This is a genomic window from Pseudoalteromonas sp. SCQQ13, from assembly GCF_015864415.1.
Taxonomy (GTDB): domain Bacteria; phylum Pseudomonadota; class Gammaproteobacteria; order Enterobacterales; family Alteromonadaceae; genus Pseudoalteromonas; species Pseudoalteromonas nigrifaciens.
Genome location: NZ_JADYXG010000014.1, coordinates 48,061 through 67,286, shown reverse-complemented (window position 1 = coordinate 67,286; position 19,226 = coordinate 48,061). Strand labels below are relative to the sequence as shown.

Genomic DNA, 19,226 nt, shown 5'->3' with positions numbered 1-19,226 from the left:
TTAAACTAATTAAAACTAAGCTGTTACAAACAATACGTTAAAACACTTAAAAGCTGCTTTCATCTTTAATTGAAAGTTACGGCTAAAAGTAGATCACCGCCCTTTTTAAGCATACAAGGACGAACAATGAAAATACTGCATCATGGGGCTGTTAATGGCGTTACCGGTTCGTGCCATGAACTAGTGATAAATAACAGCACATCAATACTCATTGATTGTGGACTATTTCAGGGGGAGGATTCAAAAACTGATTTAGCTATTGGGTTTGATATAACTAATGTTACGGCATTAATTGTTACTCATTGCCATATTGATCATGTGGGGCGCATACCGTATTTATTGGCTGCGGGATTTAAAGGGCCTATTTACACCACTAAAGCGTCGGCCAGTTTATTACCACTGGTAATAGAAGATGCATTAAAAGTAGGGGTAACACGCGATCCTAAAATAATTGCAGCCTGTTTAAGCTTATTAGCTAGGCGCATTGTTGCGGTTGATTTTAAAACCTGGTTTAACTTACCTATCAATCCAAGCGTTAGTAATGCTGAAAATACCCAAACAGCCAAAGCACGGTTTCAGCGAGCCGGGCACATTTTAGGTTCAGCCTATGTTGAAATTGACATTCTTGAGAACAAAAGCACTAAAACCACTTCTAACAACACACAAGGTAAAAGTACGCATCGCGTGGTGTTTTCTGGCGATCTAGGCGCGCCCTATACTCCCCTATTACCCACACCTAAGCCGCCGTATAAAGCCGACACTCTAGTCATTGAATCGACCTATGGCGATAAAAACCATCAAGGGCGTAAAGAGCGTACTCAAACATTAAAAAAAGTAATCGAAGGTGCGGTTGCCGATAACGGCGTAGTACTCGTGCCCGCGTTTAGTATAGGTCGCACCCAAGAGCTACTTTACGAACTAGAGCAGTTAATTCACAGCGCACCTAAAAACTCACCATGGCACAGCATACACGTAATACTAGACTCCCCCATGGCGGCAAATTTTACTGAGCAGTACAGAAATTTTAAACATTTATGGGACGCTGAAGCCAAACGCAAAGTTGCCAAAGGCCGCCACCCGCTCGACTTTAAAAACCTAACCACAATCGACACTCATAAAGAGCATGTGGCCATTATTAACTACTTAGCCACTCGCCAAACCCCCGCCATTATTTTAGCCGCCAGCGGCATGTGCACCGGCGGGCGCATTGTAAATTACCTAGCGCGTTTTTTAAGTGACAAAACCACCGACATACTGTTTGTAGGCTATCAAGGACGCGGCACATTAGGGCATGATATACAAACCTATGGCCCTCGTAACGGCTATGTATTTGTAAACGACACTCGCATTATCATAAACGCCAAAGTACACACTATAAGCGGCTACAGCGCCCACGCAGATCAAAATGGGTTAATAAAATTTGTAACCGGCATGCGTAAAAAGCCCAACCATATAAAAATAGTGCATGGCGATGATGATGCGAAAAATGCGCTCGCAAATAAATATCGCGAAATTTTAGGAGAAAAAACATTCGTGGAAATCGCTAAATAATAAAAATTAACCATAGGTAAATGAAGTCTTAGTACACAGTGTGTAAAGCTGCCATTTCGTTCAATTATCCACAATGAAAACTTTTATTAAACAGCATTTAATATTGAACATTTTAATTTTCAAATCATAAAGATCTTCCTCCCTTTTTTAGTCATAATGCGTAGCACATATAAGCGCTGTCGCTTTCTCTGGAATGATACTCTGAGCCAGATGCAAGTATGCCAACCTGGTAAATAATCACCTGTTTGGGGGAATCACGCAATTATACTGACCTAAAGTCATTGCTTCGCTCTCAACGACATCAAAGCCTTTACAAGCAAATATCTACACGTATCATTTTTAAGACTAGTAAATAAAAGGACTCTTCTTGTTTAAACTTCCCTCGACTACCATTGCACTTATTATCGTTTGTAGCGGCTCTATCATAGGGCCACTTGGCATGGCAGGCGTTAACATAGCGATCCCAAATCTCGCTGAAGATTTAAATGCGAGCGCGAAAATGATCGCGTGGATGCCCACCTTGTATTTACTCAGTAGCGTCATGTTTATGCTACCGTGCGGAAAAATAGCAGACAACTATGGCCGCAAACGCGTATATGCTTCTGGTTTAGCCTTAAATGCGCTGGCCTCGCTTATGTGTGCGCTGGCAACATCGATTGAGTGGGTGCTTTTTTGGCGCTTTATACAAGGAGCCGCAGGCGCCATGATTTTTGGTATCGGCGTTGCCATCATAACCTCTGTCACACCTGATAATAAACGAGGGATGGCACTGGGCACCTCTGCGGCATGTGTGTATATAGGGCTCAGCGCAGCCCCGGCAATGGGTGGTTGGCTTACTGAAATGTGGGGATGGCGCGCCGTGTTTTACTCGCAGATCCCACTGGTACTTATGCTGCTCATTACCATTAAATTGTTTTTACAGGGTGAGTGGAAAAACGATAAAAAATCACCGTTTGACTGGTGGGGCACCGTTATCTTCTCGCTTTTCGCACTGTGCTTAGTATTAGGGTTAAGTGATTTACCACGTATGTCAGGCTGGCTTTTAACATTACTTTCAATCACCTTTTTGATGTTATTTATTGTTCATCAAAGTCGCAGCCGGCGGCCACTCATTAGGGTACAAATGTTTTTAGAAAGCCGTGTATTTAGCCTCTCACTGTCTACGTCATTTTTAATGTATGCCAGTAACTTTTCACTGGCCTTTTTGTTAAGTTTATACTTGCAATACATTAAAGGATTAAGCCCCGCACATGCTGGGAAAATAGTATTACTCCAAGCCGTTTCAATGGCTATCATGGCGCCACTGGCAGGTAAATTTGCCGATAAAATACAACCACGCTTACTTGCCACATTAGGCTGTATCATTGTTATGATTGGCTTTTTTCTACTATCACAGCTGTCGGTTAGTTCAAGTACAACCTATATTAGCGGCTCACTGCTATTATTGGGCATTGGCTTTGGCTTATTTTCGACCCCAAATAACAATGCCATTATGGGCGCAGTAGATAAAAGCGAGCTAGGTGTCGCATCTTCTTCAATGAATTTGTCACGCACGATTGGTAATTTATTTGGTATGAGCTTAATCAACTTAATTGTGCAGTATTACCTTGGAGACAGTACTTTTTCAGCGCAAAATAGCCCCGCATTAATGAGTACCGTTTCATTGGCGTTTAAAATGTCTTTAGGATTTGTGATCCTCGCAAGCTGTATTTCTGCACTGCGTGGCCGGGCTTAAATTGTGTTTAAAATAATTTAAAGTATGTATAAATACTAAATTCAGCAGAGCGGCATACTCATACGATCTAGGCTACTTTTTTGTGTAGAAACAAGCGACTTTCCTACGGAGAGGGTATTTCCCTGGCTGCTTTTAAAAGTTCATCCCCCCCCCTTTAGAGGATCGCCCTACATAACATCTTTTCAAACACTTTATAAGCATCCACCTTACTGCCATATGCTCATTTGTTCTTTTCGTCATTCCCCATGTAAACACGATGGCGTGCAAGTGCAGAGTTATAATAATGCACTAGCTCCCTTATTACCCCCCTACATTTAGCCTAACAACTTGGTAACAACATCCATACTTGTAACTGTTTACTGCGCCATATTGCCTCATAATTCGTGTAGGCAATGGCGACATTTCAGCCCATAGATGCGGATTAATAGACTCATGTTCTTCATCCGTCCACTTCTCAGCCTTGAGGAGCATATTGGCTTAACGAATTCACCTCACTCCCCGTTGTCAGCGAGTTACATCACCTTATTAGCATACAATAAGTCACTGCCGCTCAGACTCAGCCACCTGCACAACCTGACAGCGCCATAAACAAGCTAGCTCTTGCCATTTCGTTTATGAATTTCAAATAGACTCGTGGTTCATTTAAGCACTCCATGCTAATGCTGAACTCCGATCACACTATACGTAACATCACCGCACCACACGCTATCTGGCCCAACAACATCAAACTGCCTATCAAGTAGACTGGGATTTCAAGGTGCTCTTTATCGCCGCATTTATATAAATGTGAGGTACTTGGCAGCTTCCTAGCTTTAATTTAATCATTAGCTTAGCAGCACGATAACGACTTATTTTAAAATTATTCTAATCAGGTCTTTAAAACCTTGCACGAATGATGTACTTTGAAATTTATAAATTACAAGGATGTAGTGATTTGAATTCTTCCACAGAAGTTAAGCTTGCAGAGCGACTCGCAAGTATTATGACCAAATTAAACGATGCAAAAACGATTAGCATTACTTCACTTGCAAAAGAGTTTAATGAAAGCATTCGTACGCTCCAATGCGACTTAAATGAGCGCCTGAGTTTATTGCCTATGCTTGAAAGTAAAGGACAATACAGCTTATCCCCTTCAGCGCTAGGTAGACTTTCACCAAAGGTTCTACGTCACTTCGCAGTTATATCAGGTATTGAAGCGCTTTATCCAAGCTTAGATACCAGCTTCATTTGTTCAATTTTATCTAAAGCGATTAATAACCCATTTATTATTAAAGGCCACTGTCATGAGCCAAAGCATAAAGTTGAATCCAATCTAAATAAACTTGAAATAATCATTGAGCACAAAAAGTGTATTAGCTTTAGCTATAAAGACAAACAATACACGAGCATTCACCCATATCGATTAGTTAACAACAAGGGGGTTTGGTACTTAGCTGCGCTAGATAACAATACCTTAAAAACATTTCATCTATCTGAAGTCAATCACATTTTAGAGCAACGTGAATCATTTACTCTGCAGCAAAATATACTCTCTGCAATAGAGGAAGATGAAGGAGTATTTTTTAGTGAAACTAAATTTGAAGTTATTCTAAAAATTAGTGCCAACGTTGCAGGTTACTTTACTCGACGCCAATTGCTACCAGAGCAAGAAATAACAAAAACATGTGATGATAGTAGCCTGGTTATAACCTCCATGGTCGCACACGAAAAACAGATTCTACCAACTATTAAATATTGGTTACCCCACGTCGTAGTTATTTCACCATTAAGTTTGAATGACAAGCTACGTGTAGATACCAAAACTACTTAAATCAATCATAATTTTAAAAAACAGAGGCTTATATGGAAATTAATTTGATGTATGTATTTATTGCAACTGTGGCGCAAGGTTTAATCTTGCTCATATTGCTGGGGATACTTTTAAACAAAACTAAACAGATGAACACAAGTATTTCTGAGAAAAGCTCGAAAGACTATAATAGCTTATTAAAAGCGCTAAATGACCTATCTGCATCAACTAATTTGCGCATTGATGACGTTATTAATAAGCAAACTGAAAGCTTAAAAGCTAACACAGATTTACAAAAATTAATTATAGATAACTTTAACGAAACTCTTTTCAATTATAAGAAACAGTTTATAGATCTGACTGAAAGAAGTGCAAATGATTTCGAATCTTATAAACAATTTTTAGTTGACGCAACTCAACACATTTCAACTTCTATAAGCCATTTTTCTGACGAGCAAAGCAACCTACGCAATGAAAACAAAGCACTAAGCAAAGAAATAAAACTACTGCTTACTTCTAATTTAGAAGTTATTGAAACTAGCTCAGCTAAATATTTTACGGCACTAAACCAAGGACAAAAAGATAATAGTGTATCAACTCAGAAACAAGCCAGTGAAATATACGAGCACTTATCAAACAAAGTCGGTTCGCTAAGCAGAGAGTTAGATAAAGAATTAAAAGCTCAATCATTTAAAACTAAACAAGAAAGGACATCTGCTTTTGAGCAATTATCTAGTTTGATTCAAACTATCAGAGTAGAGAATTTAAGTGAAATTACTAGCAACATAGCTAAACAAAAAAACTTAAAGATCGATACTTCTGACTTTGAAAAGTATTTAGGTGACTGCAAAGTTGTACAGATGACAGACAAAAATACAGGACAAATTACTCGCTTTAATTATGAAAAAGGGATTAAACGGAGTAGTGACACTTTAGCCGGTGATGTATTGAAATATCGAATGCTTTTCGATAAAGAAGGAAAAATTTCAAAAGGCGTTGAATTTAATGATAAGGGAGAAATTACCTTTGAATATGAATATGACAAAGCTGGCGAGATAAATAAACGCAATGAATACATTTATAGCACTACAACCAAAACCCCTAAAAAAATAGAAAAAGTATACTAAATCTGGAGCCGACAATGTATCTAAGTGAATTATCAATTGGTGAGAAAAAGAATTTTCTAGAATTAGCCTACTACGCAATGGGGTTAAACGGTGAATTAAAAGAGGAGGAAAAAGAAATATTTCAGTCATTTGTTTATGAATGTGAATTGCCAAAGTACTCTCTTGAAAAGCAAGAAAGAATAGATTCAGTAATAAAAGTTTTAGCTAAATCAGAAACACGTAATAAGCGCATTCTACTCATTGAGCTTTTTGGTATTTTATTAGCCGATGGTGAAGTATGTGATGCAGAAGCACAATACATGGATAAAATTGGTTTAGCCTTTGATATAGATAATTATGAAATCAGAAAAATTCAACGCTGGGTTGAAGCCATGACAGATCTGGTTAATGAAGGTTACAACATATTGAATAAGGGGTAATGTATGGGCTGGGGAAGCAAACTATGGAGCGCAGCAAAAAATGTTTATCGCAAAACGGTTGAAACGGTATCTGAAATAGTTACAACGGTAAAAGAGAAGTGCTCTAAAGCATGGGGAGCCGTAACTGGTAAAACAACTTTTGAAAAAGCAGAAAAGCTTTATGCTGAAATAACCGAAAAATATGATAAAGCAAAGTTCGAGTACGAGAAAGCTGTCAAAGAAATTAGTGATGATATTAAAGACAAAGTGAGCACTATTAATTCGTTCAAAGCAGATATTTATAATATTCAATTTAAACGTTTTACCACTATGGCTAACAGACTCACAAATGTCACAGTCAAAGGGCAACCATTTGAAGAGCTCTTTGATGATGGGATATTAGAAGTTAAAAAGAAAACCGGAGGACGTAATAAGAATGAATTATTCCTGATCGACTTTAATAATATGAGTTTTATTGCAGCTGCAGGACATATATTAACGTTGGGGATTTTTTCAAGAAAAGCAGCAAAGCAATCATTGCTGCAAGTTCAAGAAGAAGAAAAGCGCATTGATGAAGAAATCATCAAAATGACAGCACACAAGAAGCAGCTAAAAGTGGTCGCTACATCAATTGATACTGTTGTTGAGTACTTTAATGTATTAATTAAAAACTATAGCAAGTTGCTTGATCGTTTTGAATATGGCATTCAGACACAGCGCTTTAAACAGCAATCTAATTCCGACCATTTATTTACACTTAAGTTAGATTTTAGGCTTATTCCTATCGTTCATATTGAAGAGTTTCAAGCCCTGTTTAATCTTTCTATTGTTTTAAAGGAAATGGCTATTTTAGGGTATATCAGCGATACAGGTGAAGTGGTTAAAAATGACAAAAGTGCAGCTGAGAAATTATTCAAAAAGACTGAGTCAATTCAAGTCTTAGCAGCATAAAATGGAGTAGTCTTAAATGGCGCAGTCAAACAAATATAGTCAACCATCACTGACTACAGAGTCAGTGATGGGAAGGTTAGAAGGCTCTTCCCCTTTACAGGTAAGTAAAACATTGATTGATATGGAGTTACATGATCAACAATCATCATTGGAAGTACTAAATAGTATTTATGAAGAGTTTGAAAATAAAGATAATGTTATAGATGAATTAGTTAGCCCACTGGGGATAAGTTTATTAGATAGTATTATTACCCATAAAGACCTAAAGCTTAATAAAACAGGTTTGACTGCTTCAAGGGTGTGGAAAGATATCAAGGAGTTTAAGTATGAAGACACGACTACAGCAGATATACCCACACTATCGAGTAAGCACCAGCTAGAAGCTTTACGCCAAACTGAAGCAAATAAAAGAGGAAATGTTCAAGCTCATAAACTAAAAAAACATAAAGAAAATAATACGAATGCTGATGGTTCGATAACGAGCGAAATAGATGGCCGAAAGTTACAACGTAATGCTAAAGAGGTATCTCCGCACAAGGACGTAAATACAGATCACCTCGAATCTGCGCACGCTTATCATGAAAAGTTTGGTAATAATGTATTTTTAACTAAAAATGATATGAAAGATATTGTCAATCATGATGCAAACCTTGCTTCAATAAGTACATCTCAAAATACCTCAAAAGGCGCTGGTACTTTTTCACAGATAAAATACAAAAAAACAGTATTAGAGAAGAAAAAATCGACTGGGGAAATAACCACCTCAGAACAAAAAGACTTAGATGGTATTAATGATAAATTTCCAAAAGGAAGTTTAGAAAAGGGCATTAAATTAGAGAAAAAAGCAACGGAAGCTAACTTCAAAAAATCCCAAGAAGCAGCATTGAATACTGTAAAAAACAATAAAACCGCAGTACTGGAAAAGTCAGGGTTACAAGCAGGCGAACAAACAGGATATCAAGCTATCGGTCATGCTGTTATTTTGTTTATTAAACCCCTTTTTTATGAATTAAATGATGCGATTAAATTTGGCTTTGATAAAGGTGTGGGAGAAAACTCAATACTCGAGGGACTAAAATTTAGACTTAACAGAATCACCCAATATGTGAAAGCTAAGGTGCTCCCTACATTAATACAAGGCGCTAAAGACTTCTTCAATAACTTTTTTAAAGTACTTATTGAGGGTATTTTAGGATTAGTTACTGGGCTATTCAAATCACTAATGAAAATTATTTCTGAAGGGTTTGCTGCATTAGTAGGAGCAATTAAAATTCTAAATGCACCCTCTAAAGAAATGTCAGCTGCACAAAAAGCTGATGCTATTTTAAAGTTATTTGCATCAACGGTAGTTACCTTTGTTGTTTTCCACTTTGAATCTACGATTATGTCAGCAATGCCTAATAACTTTATTAAAGATATTGCTTTGGCATTATTAAGTGGCGTTGCCTCAACAATTGTTGTCTGGGGCTTAGACAAGTTAGATCTGTTCTCTGTAAAAGATGAGATACGTACTAAGCGCGTTAGCGAGGTATTTGATATGCGTATCCAGCAAATTAAAGAAAACACGGATGCTTTCGAAACTGCATCAATAGAAAAGTTAGCACAAGATAGATTAAAATTTCGAAGCATCACTGAGAATATGGAAAAGGCAATTGATAACAAGAGTAATGTTAATAGCTCTGTTTATGATATGGCTGACTTCATGAAAATAGATCTTAAAATTAAATCCACTAATGATTTTATGGATTTATTGAAGCAGGGCTCATTAGCTGTTTAACATAAAGAGCAAAGTGCTGCGCTTCAGCCCTGTGCTACCGGTTACTCATTTTTTCTATTGATAACGGCCAATGCAAAGAAGCACACTGAGCTCTATTACCTAACAACATGGACTTAGGACGAGCTGTCCTGTTCATATTTACTAACTATATAAACTCTTTATAGGTTGTTTTTTAAATAGAGGCCTGAATTTGGCCTTCATTTAAAATTAAACCAATTTAAATCAGAGGTTTAACTATAAACCACTTTACTTTAAACAATCATTAAACACGGCTAAAACCACGTAAACCATTGAAATTTAAATAAAAACCTCATCCAATAGTTCCCACTATTAGAAGAAAACACAGCCCTCCCCCAAACCCCTTACACAGCAAGGCTTTGCGCGCGATTTAGCTTTTTAAATGAGACAGAAAAACGTCTAATTTTTAACATTTGAGACAGTTTTAATCGGGCAAAATGCGAGTAAAAAGTGTCTCAATCTGGCCATTTACGACACGCTAACACACTAAAAGTCTGAGATAAAAAAGTGAAAAAATACACTTTTTTATTATGTGGTCAGGCACTTTTTTACCTAATTTAAGGCTGATTTACGCGTTAAAATAACAACCAGTGAGTCGGTTTGGCGCGCTCAAATCAGCGATTTTTATCGTAGCTTCACGCGCAATCGGTGAAATAGTGAATACTCAATGTAGAATTCCCTGCTTTCACTAGGCCGTTTCTAACTCAGAATAATACGTTTTCTCACACTTAGCAGTGTGAAATTATAGTGGCATAGTTAATTTTTCCACCTAATCTATGTGAGTGAAACGCATTTCATTTTTTACAATATAATATTAAATTTTTAAAAAATATTTTTATTTTGTAATAGCTTATACTGTTTAGCATAAGTCAATATTCATAGTGTCAGGAAACTCTTGCTTGAAAATAAGGAAAGTGTCCTCTGATAAAGTTGTTTCAATTCAGATTAACAAACAAGGATTTTTAATGTATCTGTCAAATAAATTAATAAAAGCCGTTTTTTCCGGAACTGGAGTTGCCGTGATATTAGCCGGATGTTCAGCATCCCCATCAACAAAGCCATTATCATCTCCTTTAGCGTTACCAGACACCTTGATTGCTGAAAACAAAGGGGATATTGAAGCTCTGTACAGCTCTTGGATCGAGCCATTCAAATCATACAAAGACCACTATATTCCGCATATAAACGACGAACAACTTCTTGCCTCCGAAGCCGCTGTAATAGATGGGTTTAGTCGATTCTGCTTCACTAGTGGCGGAGCAGTCACACACAGAATAGACGAGTATGGCGGCTATAAATATAGATGTTCAACGTCAAATAGTAGGTTTATTGGCGAATTCACCATCAATTTCCTTGATGATAACCCAACGCAACTATTACATGTAAAAATTGATTCACCAAAGCGTTTAGAGGCTCGCGAGGCCTTGCTGAAGGTATTTGAAACACGCAAATCAAAAAATGGCCCAACTGGTGTAATTGTCACAGATGAAGGTCGATTTAAATTTTTGCGCATCGGCAATCTAAAAGAAAGACATGTTTTAGAAGTCCTGTTGGAAAAAGGAACAAATAAATATATTTCAATTGAAGATATTTCACAGATTAAGTTTTCTGAGAATGCTCACGGCCTAAACGTTACTTTGAGAAATGGTCGAAATAAGTCACTTAATACAATGCACTTAGTAAACCGCACAAGCCCGAATTTGCTTTCTGCATATAAGAGTTCTGACTTTCCAGTAGTAATGATTGATCCTGAGAGTGAGCAGCCTTATACAAAAATATTCTCTAATTTAAATAGCATTAAATCCATTTTTTTTGATGATACATCCGTTTGGAACACCGAGGCCGCAGCCGTTATTACAACAACATTCGACCCTTTGTCGCCTTCTCGATTAAATACATACACTCAGAAGTTACGTGTCGAAGCTAATAAACTATATTCTGAGGCGATTGATAACGGGTGGATTAAACTACTTCCAGACGGAAAACTTACTCTTCAGTTGGTGAATCATCTTAAATACGAATTACGCAAAATTTCTAAAAGTTCAGAGTGCAACGATAACGCAGTTATCGGCATCACAAGTCTAGATACTCTATTGCGCTGCCGCGTTGCTACTCGTGAACTCAAACTTATCGCGGGGAAGGGTTACTCATTAGTTACCGAAGTGACCCCACTAGCAACCATCATCGTTCTTAATAAAATCAAAAAAGATCTTCTTTAACATTGCAGGGAAACTGCAAAGCTCTTCATAGGTAAAGAGTGTTGCTCGCACTTGTACGGTCACCCTAGCTAATTTGGGGTGAAGTTATTACTAACTAAGTACCCTACTTCACCCTGATTGGCGGACAGCGAGGTTAGCACTATAACCTTAGTGAAAACAAAAAACACAATATAAAAACACCATATTTATGGTGTTTTTATATTGGTAATCCCCCCGAAAAATAATAGATGCCAAACGTAGAATTTTTTCTTTTTATAAAACACTGGAACGGTTATATGCATATTCTCTCCAGCTTTGATCACCCAATTGCATTAACTTTGATCGCTTATTCTCATTAAGCTTTGATCACTAAAATCACTTGTAAATGATCACTTTTATGCTCTTAATGATTTTGCCGATCAAAGCTTAATACCACTCGTAACCGAGTTCACGTTTTATCATTTTTGTAGGTGTGTTAAACCGTTATCTGAATCGTTTGATGAGGATAACAACAATGACAACAAGACCTATATCTATGAGTAAATTACATTCCATTTTACGGCTGAAGTACTCAGCACAATTATCCCATCGAGAGATTGCCAGAAGCTTAAATATTTCACCTGGTACTGTGGCTAATTACCTTAAAAAGGCCAATGAGTTAGGCTTAAATCAATGGCCAATACCAGAGGATAAACAGCAAAATACATTTTTCAACGGTCGCGGTAGGAATGGTCATTACTGACCACCCCCCGCACAGATCCGGACGTGCGCTGCTAACGCATCCGGCTCCTACCTCGGGTATTTGGCGTAAAAGCGTTGTTCCGGATAAGGATGTACAATCCTAGGTTTTGGTAGCCAATATCTCACATAGTATTTAAATCGCTCCCAAGTCATACGGTGCCGCTGACTACGTCGTCTTAAGCTTTTCAACCATAACTTCTTCACTTCCTCAACAAATTGACCGATTTTATGGGCATTGTAAGGCACACCATAATAGTTAATATGCCCTTGGAGCACTCGCCGTAGCCAGCGACCCGTTTCCCAGGGCTTATCATGGAGTCGTTTTCGAAGTGCCTGTTTTATCCGTTTTAGTTGGGTGATCTGTCTGTTGCGTTTTGTCTTGCGTTTTACGATAACTTCACCGGATAACTTCTTGCCGATATAGTGCGTAAAACCCAGAAAATCAAAAGTTCCCGGTTTACCTCGTGATGGATTTTCGCGATATTGCTCAGGTGCAAAACGGCCAAATCGTATCAGCTTAGTTTTGTTTGGGTGGACTTTCAAACCAAAACACAAAAGTCGCTGAGTTAGCGCCCGCTGGCAATCAATAGCATCTTGGTGCTTTTGAAAACCCAACACTGCATCGTCAGCATATCTGATGATCGTGACATTGCCTCGCGCATATTTCCGTTGCTTATTAAGCCAGAGATCGAAACTATAGTGCAGGTAAATATTTGCCAAAAGTGGCGAGATAACTGCTCCTTGTGGTGTTCCGATTGTTGACTGCTGACGATGCCCATGACTATCGACAGTACCAACTTTAATCCATTGCCTGATAAGGCGGATAATACGCTTATCCCCTATTCGGTGTTCGATGAACTTGATGAGCCAGTCATGCTCTACGGTATCGAAGAACTTGCTGATGTCCAAATCTAACACCCAGTTTACCTTTCTTTTCATAATCGCCATATGCAGAGCATCTAGCGCATCATGCTGCCCTCGTTCGGGTCTAAAACCATATGAGAAACCAAGAAAGTCAGTTTCATATATTTGGTTTAGCACCTGCACCATTGCTTGCTGAACGATTTTATCTTCCAAACATATAATGCTCAGCCCTCGCTCACTTCCATCTTCTTTTGGAATAAACACTTGCCTTGCCGGCTTAGGTTTATAACTTCCTTGATGTAGTTTTCGGTGTAACGTTTGAATATTGCTATCTAGAGATGACGCGTAATCAAACCACGTTACTCCGTCATATCCAGCAGCCGAGCGACGCTTAAGTTTGAGAAAACTCTCCCGAAGCAGGTTTTCGTCTATATGATGGTAAAGATTAGTAAACTGTTGCTTCTTATCTTTTCTTGCTGCATTTCGCACAACCAGCAAACGTGACGTCGTATTATCCCAGCTCTGAGTCTGGATACGGGCGTGTTGTTGGTTGTTCCCCTTGGTCGAGACCCTTTTCTCCATAAATTCCGCGACATTGTTACCTGCTTTGTTCATTTACTTCCTCGATACTATGGTCTCGTCCGACTTCCTAAAACTCAAATCAACCTAAACCCAACGGCTTTGATTGAAACGACCCACTGGCTCAGAGCGGGCGATAGTTTTGGATCTCCCAGGTTCCGTATGATGAATTTCCTCGCATGCATAGGTTCTACGACCCCGAAAGGCATAAAAAATGACTCACCATATTACGCCATAATTTATTATTGGTTTCTGCTTCGCTTAACAGCATCACCGCCTTTAATATTTATTACGTGGCTCAATAGCTAGCCTGCGAGTACCTCCGCTAACACTTCACATCAGAGGTTACCCGCTGCTGCGCATAGCTAAAGGACTGGGCGAGTGGTTAGCCCTTACCCAGAGAGGACTTTCACCCCATATTCAATCACCAGCTTTCCTGGCGTTCTAAGCGTATAGCTAACAATACTCAGTGATAGTTAAATCACTCGATTGTTGCTCTTCTATTATATTACGCCACTGCTCAAGGCTACGTGTTTTTCTCATACCTACCTCCTAATTGAAATTCGGAAATAGCTTAATCGTTTTGACGGGTTACTTGTAGGTGCACTTGGCTAGACGCTTACGATGGTGTGCTAGATATTTAGTAATTTAGGCTGACACAGAATTCTGAACGCCCTCACATTTTCTGCAAAACATTTTTTTTGTTCTATCTGTGGTATTCATGTTTATCATCAAAGGCGTTCTATGACGTGGTTTTATGGATTCGACTACCCCAGTTAAGAGATAATCAACTTAACTGGAGATCGATAATGACAAAACGTAAAAAGTATTCCAAAGAATTTAAACTTGATGCCATCGCATTAGAATTAGGTGAGGTCATAACTAGTGATGGGATCAATCATATCATGGACCAAAGCTAAGTATATCTCGCTCATGATTTCTGCATCAAAATTTACGCTAAAAAGTTATTTTTTGAGCCATTGATCAAGCATCGATAAATTGGGAAATACTGATAAGAAATAGGGAAACACTCTTAAGTCGGTTTATGGTTTAATTCGAAGACCATAAAGAATATTATTTAAGCTTGGCTATTACATTAAATATATTATAGGGTCAAGGCTACTTGTTTACAGAAACCTTTAAGCGACCATCTTTATTCGCTTTTACAACATTTTTTTCACGTAATGATTGCACTATCTCATTACGCATTATGTAGCCACTATTAAGGCTAGATAATTTAGTAACGTCATACCCTATGATATTAGGTGATAATCCAGCCCCAACTACTTTTCCTTTCCAACCTTGATTTCCATTAGTTATGTAGTCACCTAGTACCAGCCTAAATAAATGCTCTCGAGGAAAGCTCTTTAAAGGTTTACCATGGACAGTTATTGCTGTAGCAACTGCATTTTCTGCTTTTTCTGCTAGAGATACGGTATACCTAATAGAAGCACTAAAGTGCAAGAACCCTCGATTTATGAAATTATTTAAATCAACCATATCGAGTTCTTCCTCTCGTACAATTCGTTTAGCATTACTGTCTAAAAGCTGTTGGAGCTCTGCAGAATTAAGTTCAATAATTTGAATAACATCAGCATAAGGCATAATGTTAAAAAAATCTTTAAATAACAACGGAGTATTTGGCTTAATACCGCCAATAATACCAGAGGCATTAATGGCTACAGCATCAATTGGCAGATCACTATAATGCTTTTGTCGAGATAATACAGCGTCAGTTAAAACATTGGCAATCAAGTTTTCACCCGTGTAACGAGTTTGAAGTGTATGTAGGGTTGTTAAATATGGATTATTTTCAACATCAGCTATTTTTTCATATAAAAGATGATTAAAGCGCTCAATGACAGGATCAATAAATCTTTGTTGAAACTCCTCATCAACTTTCGGCCCTTTATGTATATTTGGTGCTATTTTATGCATGACACTATTTTGAATACGCAATAAAGGCTTTGTACCATTAAGAGGGTATCTTAATGAAAAGTTTAATTCACCTAAATACTTTCCCCAACTACCAGCTTGGAGAATTGGAATACCATTAATAGTATGTTGTGGTTGTAATCCATCCTCGTGAAGTAATGTATGAGAATGCGCACCAACAATCACTGAGGGTATAGTTAAAGAGTCTAATAATTTAGCTACCTCCTCATCACCATCAATACCTGGTTGTCCATAACCTAAATGACTTAATACTAGTATCATATCTACATGTGGCTCAAGTTCTGTGGCAAGTTTTTTTAATACAGGTAAAGCCCGCTCAACTTTAAATTGAGGGTCATCTTTATGATTAGTTTTAGTATCTTCAAATGAAGTCAAGCCAATGATTGCAATTCTGACACCTTCTATCTCTCCTATAACAGCAGGGACAAACAATGGATATTCCAGTACTGAAGAATGACTAATATTGGCTGATAATAAAGCAAAATCAACATCCTGCTGGATAGTTCTTTTAAGCGTTTCAACACCACGATCTAATTCATGATTTCCAATGACAGCTGCATCTAGCCCCCCTGAGGAATAAGCGTGATATGGTAAGCTCATTTGAAATGTATTTGCATTTGTTCCGAGTAGCTCATCATATACTTCACCGGTATGATCATCACCACCCGATACAAACAACACTGGTTTATTCTTTTTCTTTCGTGCATTCCCGACAATTTTCATCATTTGTGCAAAGACAAAGGTATCTCCTTTCGCTTCATTTGGAATAATAATTTTTCCATGTAAGTCATTAAAATAAAAAAGTGTTAAAGCCAACTCTTCTGGCTTGCTCCCACTTGGTAATGCTGATAATGGTATGGATTTGTCACTCACATTTTTTTGTGTATGCACCCTATAAAGAGAATTAAATGAAGTTCCATTTGTTTGAATATTTTCTATGTATAACGAATCGGCTTTAACATCATGTATAAGCAGAAAAATAACATTCAATATTAATATCAATGGGTAACTCTTATTCAACTTCATTGGTGTGCAAACCTTTAACAAATAATCTTATCTCACTATCCCATATAAAAATGTCAAAAATATTACAAAGTTAAGTAATTAAATGTTCATAAATGGTCTGTAGAGTCATGTATTAGATTAATAATTATGACAACCGGAGACTATTTAATGAAAAACAGCAAGTTAAATATGAGCCTCATTGCTCTAGCTGTAAGTTTACAGTTAAATTCATTTGACGCTGCAGCGTTAGACAGCATTAGTTATGAAGACGATATAGAAAGAATTATCGTTTCCGCACAGCGCACAGCTAAAGATCTAAGGGATATTCCTGACGCTATTTCAGTAATAGGTGGTGATGAATTAGACAAGCTTAACGTTGCCAACATGTTTGATTTAAGTGATCAAGTACCAGGGCTTGTTGTCTCAAGCGTACAAGGGTATCGACCATCAATCACTATTAGAGGTGTAGGAAACGAAATTCCAGACAATGCAGGTACCAAACCAGCAGTAGCGTTTCATATTGATGGTATATTTATGACTAATGATTATGCTTTATGGTCCGATTTAGTCGATATAGATCGTGTTGAAGTACAACGTGGTCCTGATGGCACTATTTATGGCAATAGTTCAACGGGTGGTGCTGTAAATATAGTAACCAGTAAACCTGAGGTTAACGATAAGAGTGGTTTTGTCGATTTTACTTTTGGACAATACGATACGATGAATATTCGTAGTGGTGTAAAACTAGGGTTGTCAGATAGTCTTGCTTTTTCTTTAACTGCGTCCCATAGACAACATGATGGTTACACTCAAAACTTGGCCCTGAATTATGACAATCAACTTGATGAGAAAAATGATACGACAATGCGAGGTCAATTACTTTGGCAAGCTGATGAGGACCTTGAAGTTATTTTACAATACATGCAGTTCACTTCTGACACTAACGGACCTGCATTAAAAGGTAATTACGATGTATTAAGCGATGACCCTCGCGTTGTTTATCATGATACCCAACAATTCTATAAGCTTGATAATCGACTATTAGGACTTCATATAAATTACGATTTCAATGAAACATTACTAAAAGGTACTTTTTCTCGTCAAACGTACGATATGCGTAGGCGATTAGATATGGATCGGTCAAACTTAACTGCAAATGACCCTGCCCCAATAACATTAGCTAATGAAGAAGTACCTTATTTATTAGGTCAAGTACCAATTCAACAATTTATTGGTAATTTAAAGCAAGAAGATACGAGTTACACTGCGGAACTTAATTTACTATCGGACTATCATAATAGTAATTTCAGCTGGAGCTTAGGTGCTTTTTATCTTGATACTAAAATACTTAGTGACACTCGAAACTTTTTTGATGCTGGTAGAGATGGCAATACTATTAATGAAACAGTAAAAGGTCCTGATGTATTTGCTAATAATTCGGACATCGACTTTATTAATTCAGACTACCGAAACTTTAGTTCTCATTCAGTTTTTGGTCAGGTAGGCTATGCATTTAACAATAACTTAAGCTTAACTGGTGGCTTGAGGTATACTAAAAATACATTTACAGATGAGCGTTGTAGCTTAAATTGTGTACCTGAACGTTCACCAATTACGAGTTCACCTAGCAATAACACTGATAACGTTACAGGCCGTGTAGCTATTGATTACCATATTAATAATGACACTATGATTTATAGTTCTATTGCTACAGGTGTTAAACCGGCTGGTTCAAATAGCAGTAATGATTTAAGGTTTTTCCCAGAAGTTTTTGATCAAGAAAAAGTCATAGCCTATGAAGTTGGTCAAAAAAGTCAATATCTAAACAATCGTTTACGTATGAATGTAGCCGCTTTTTATTATGATTATAAAGACTATTTGTTTGAATCAAGTGGTATTGGACGCTTTAACTCAGGTGCTTCTAATCTACCAGAAGCTGAAATTTATGGGGTAGAAATTGAAAGCTTTGCACAACTTACAGACAGCTTAACTATTACAGCAAATTTAACATGGATGGATTCAGAAATTATAAAAGGAAGAGACGCAATAGATAGAGCTGAAGCTGAAAATGCGTCAGTTGGGTTAATCATGGCTGGAGCTTCTAGTGAAGAAATTAATGCTGCTCGAGAAGCTACAGCAGTTGACCTTACAGGTAATAAACTAGCTAAAATTCCGGAATTTGTCGCTAATATTAGAGCAACTCACCAATATGAGCTTAATAACGGGGGGGTAATACGCAGTTCACTTAGTTATAATTTTCGAGGCGATTATTATGCTCGTGTATTTAACTCAAATGAGAGGGATTTAGTTGACTCTTATAATATGGTTAATGCCAATATTGCATTTATTCCTACACAAAGTGACTGGATGGTGGAACTAAATATCCAGAATTTATTTGATAAAGATGCGGTTTCATCTTTGCATACTGACACATTTGGCATTGGTGTAACAAGTGCTCAATATTTACCTCCACGAGTTATTAGCGTTACAGCAAGATATAACTTTTAAGGTAAGCGCTCAATTCTGCGCGTATATTG

12 protein-coding genes and 1 pseudogene are annotated in these 19,226 nt (G+C 37.6%); 10 read left to right on the top strand and 3 right to left on the bottom strand.

Annotated features, from left to right (window positions below):
* Nucleotides 1-183: 183 nt before the first annotated feature.
* The gene (locus tag I6F41_RS12325) at nucleotides 184-1,551 is read left to right on the top strand and encodes an MBL fold metallo-hydrolase RNA specificity domain-containing protein (protein ID WP_404936207.1); all 1,368 of its coding nucleotides are present in this window, start codon (nucleotides 184-186) and stop codon (nucleotides 1,549-1,551) included.
* A 367-nt stretch (nucleotides 1,552-1,918) separates the two neighbouring features.
* Entirely contained in the window at nucleotides 1,919-3,286 is a 1,368-nt protein-coding gene (locus tag I6F41_RS12320; RefSeq protein WP_182684084.1) for an MFS transporter, read from the top strand.
* Between the two features lie 680 nt (nucleotides 3,287-3,966).
* On the opposite strand, the pseudogene I6F41_RS18050 reads toward I6F41_RS12320, so the two are convergent.
* A pseudogene (locus I6F41_RS18050) lies at nucleotides 3,967-4,144 on the bottom strand (IS3 family transposase); the annotation flags it as partial.
* Nucleotides 4,145-4,220: 76 nt separating this feature from the next.
* On the opposite strand from I6F41_RS18050, the gene I6F41_RS12315 reads away from it, so the two are divergent.
* The 7 genes from I6F41_RS12315 (at nucleotide 4,221) to I6F41_RS12285 (ending at nucleotide 12,286) form a co-directional block, all read left to right on the top strand.
* Entirely contained in the window at nucleotides 4,221-5,096 is an 876-nt protein-coding gene (locus I6F41_RS12315) for a helix-turn-helix transcriptional regulator (protein ID WP_182684083.1), read from the top strand.
* Between the two features lie 32 nt (nucleotides 5,097-5,128).
* Nucleotides 5,129-6,202, top strand: a complete 1,074-nt coding sequence (locus I6F41_RS12310; protein WP_182684082.1) for a hypothetical protein — start codon at nucleotides 5,129-5,131, stop codon at nucleotides 6,200-6,202.
* A 14-nt stretch (nucleotides 6,203-6,216) separates the two neighbouring features.
* Nucleotides 6,217-6,621, top strand: coding sequence for a hypothetical protein (locus I6F41_RS12305; protein WP_182684081.1), 405 nt, complete (start codon nucleotides 6,217-6,219; stop codon nucleotides 6,619-6,621).
* Between the two features lie 3 nt (nucleotides 6,622-6,624).
* A complete protein-coding gene (locus tag I6F41_RS12300; RefSeq protein WP_182684080.1) occupies nucleotides 6,625-7,551 on the top strand; it encodes a DNA repair protein in 927 nt (308 codons plus the stop codon).
* A gap of 16 nt (nucleotides 7,552-7,567) precedes the next feature.
* A complete protein-coding gene (locus I6F41_RS12295) occupies nucleotides 7,568-9,328 on the top strand; it encodes a hypothetical protein (RefSeq protein WP_182684079.1) in 1,761 nt (586 codons plus the stop codon).
* Nucleotides 9,329-10,260: 932 nt separating this feature from the next.
* Entirely contained in the window at nucleotides 10,261-11,565 is a 1,305-nt protein-coding gene (locus I6F41_RS12290) for a hypothetical protein (RefSeq protein ID WP_197108597.1), read from the top strand.
* Between the two features lie 493 nt (nucleotides 11,566-12,058).
* A complete protein-coding gene (locus I6F41_RS12285; protein ID WP_231613545.1) occupies nucleotides 12,059-12,286 on the top strand; it encodes a sigma factor-like helix-turn-helix DNA-binding protein in 228 nt (75 codons plus the stop codon).
* A gap of 47 nt (nucleotides 12,287-12,333) precedes the next feature.
* On the opposite strand, the gene ltrA is transcribed toward I6F41_RS12285, so the two are convergent.
* Both ltrA and I6F41_RS12275 read right to left on the bottom strand, forming a co-directional pair.
* The gene (ltrA, locus tag I6F41_RS12280) at nucleotides 12,334-13,764 is read right to left on the bottom strand and encodes a group II intron reverse transcriptase/maturase (protein ID WP_231613543.1); all 1,431 of its coding nucleotides are present in this window, start codon (nucleotides 13,762-13,764) and stop codon (nucleotides 12,334-12,336) included.
* 1,083 nt (nucleotides 13,765-14,847) lie between these two features.
* Nucleotides 14,848-16,710 carry a bifunctional metallophosphatase/5'-nucleotidase gene (locus I6F41_RS12275; RefSeq protein ID WP_197108595.1) on the bottom strand — a complete coding sequence of 621 codons (1,863 nt, stop codon included), beginning with the start codon at nucleotides 16,708-16,710 and terminating at the stop codon, nucleotides 14,848-14,850.
* 147 nt (nucleotides 16,711-16,857) lie between these two features.
* On the opposite strand from I6F41_RS12275, the gene I6F41_RS12270 reads away from it, so the two are divergent.
* Nucleotides 16,858-19,197, top strand: a complete 2,340-nt coding sequence (locus I6F41_RS12270) for a TonB-dependent receptor (protein WP_197108593.1) — start codon at nucleotides 16,858-16,860, stop codon at nucleotides 19,195-19,197.
* The last annotated feature ends 29 nt before the right edge of the window (nucleotides 19,198-19,226 follow it).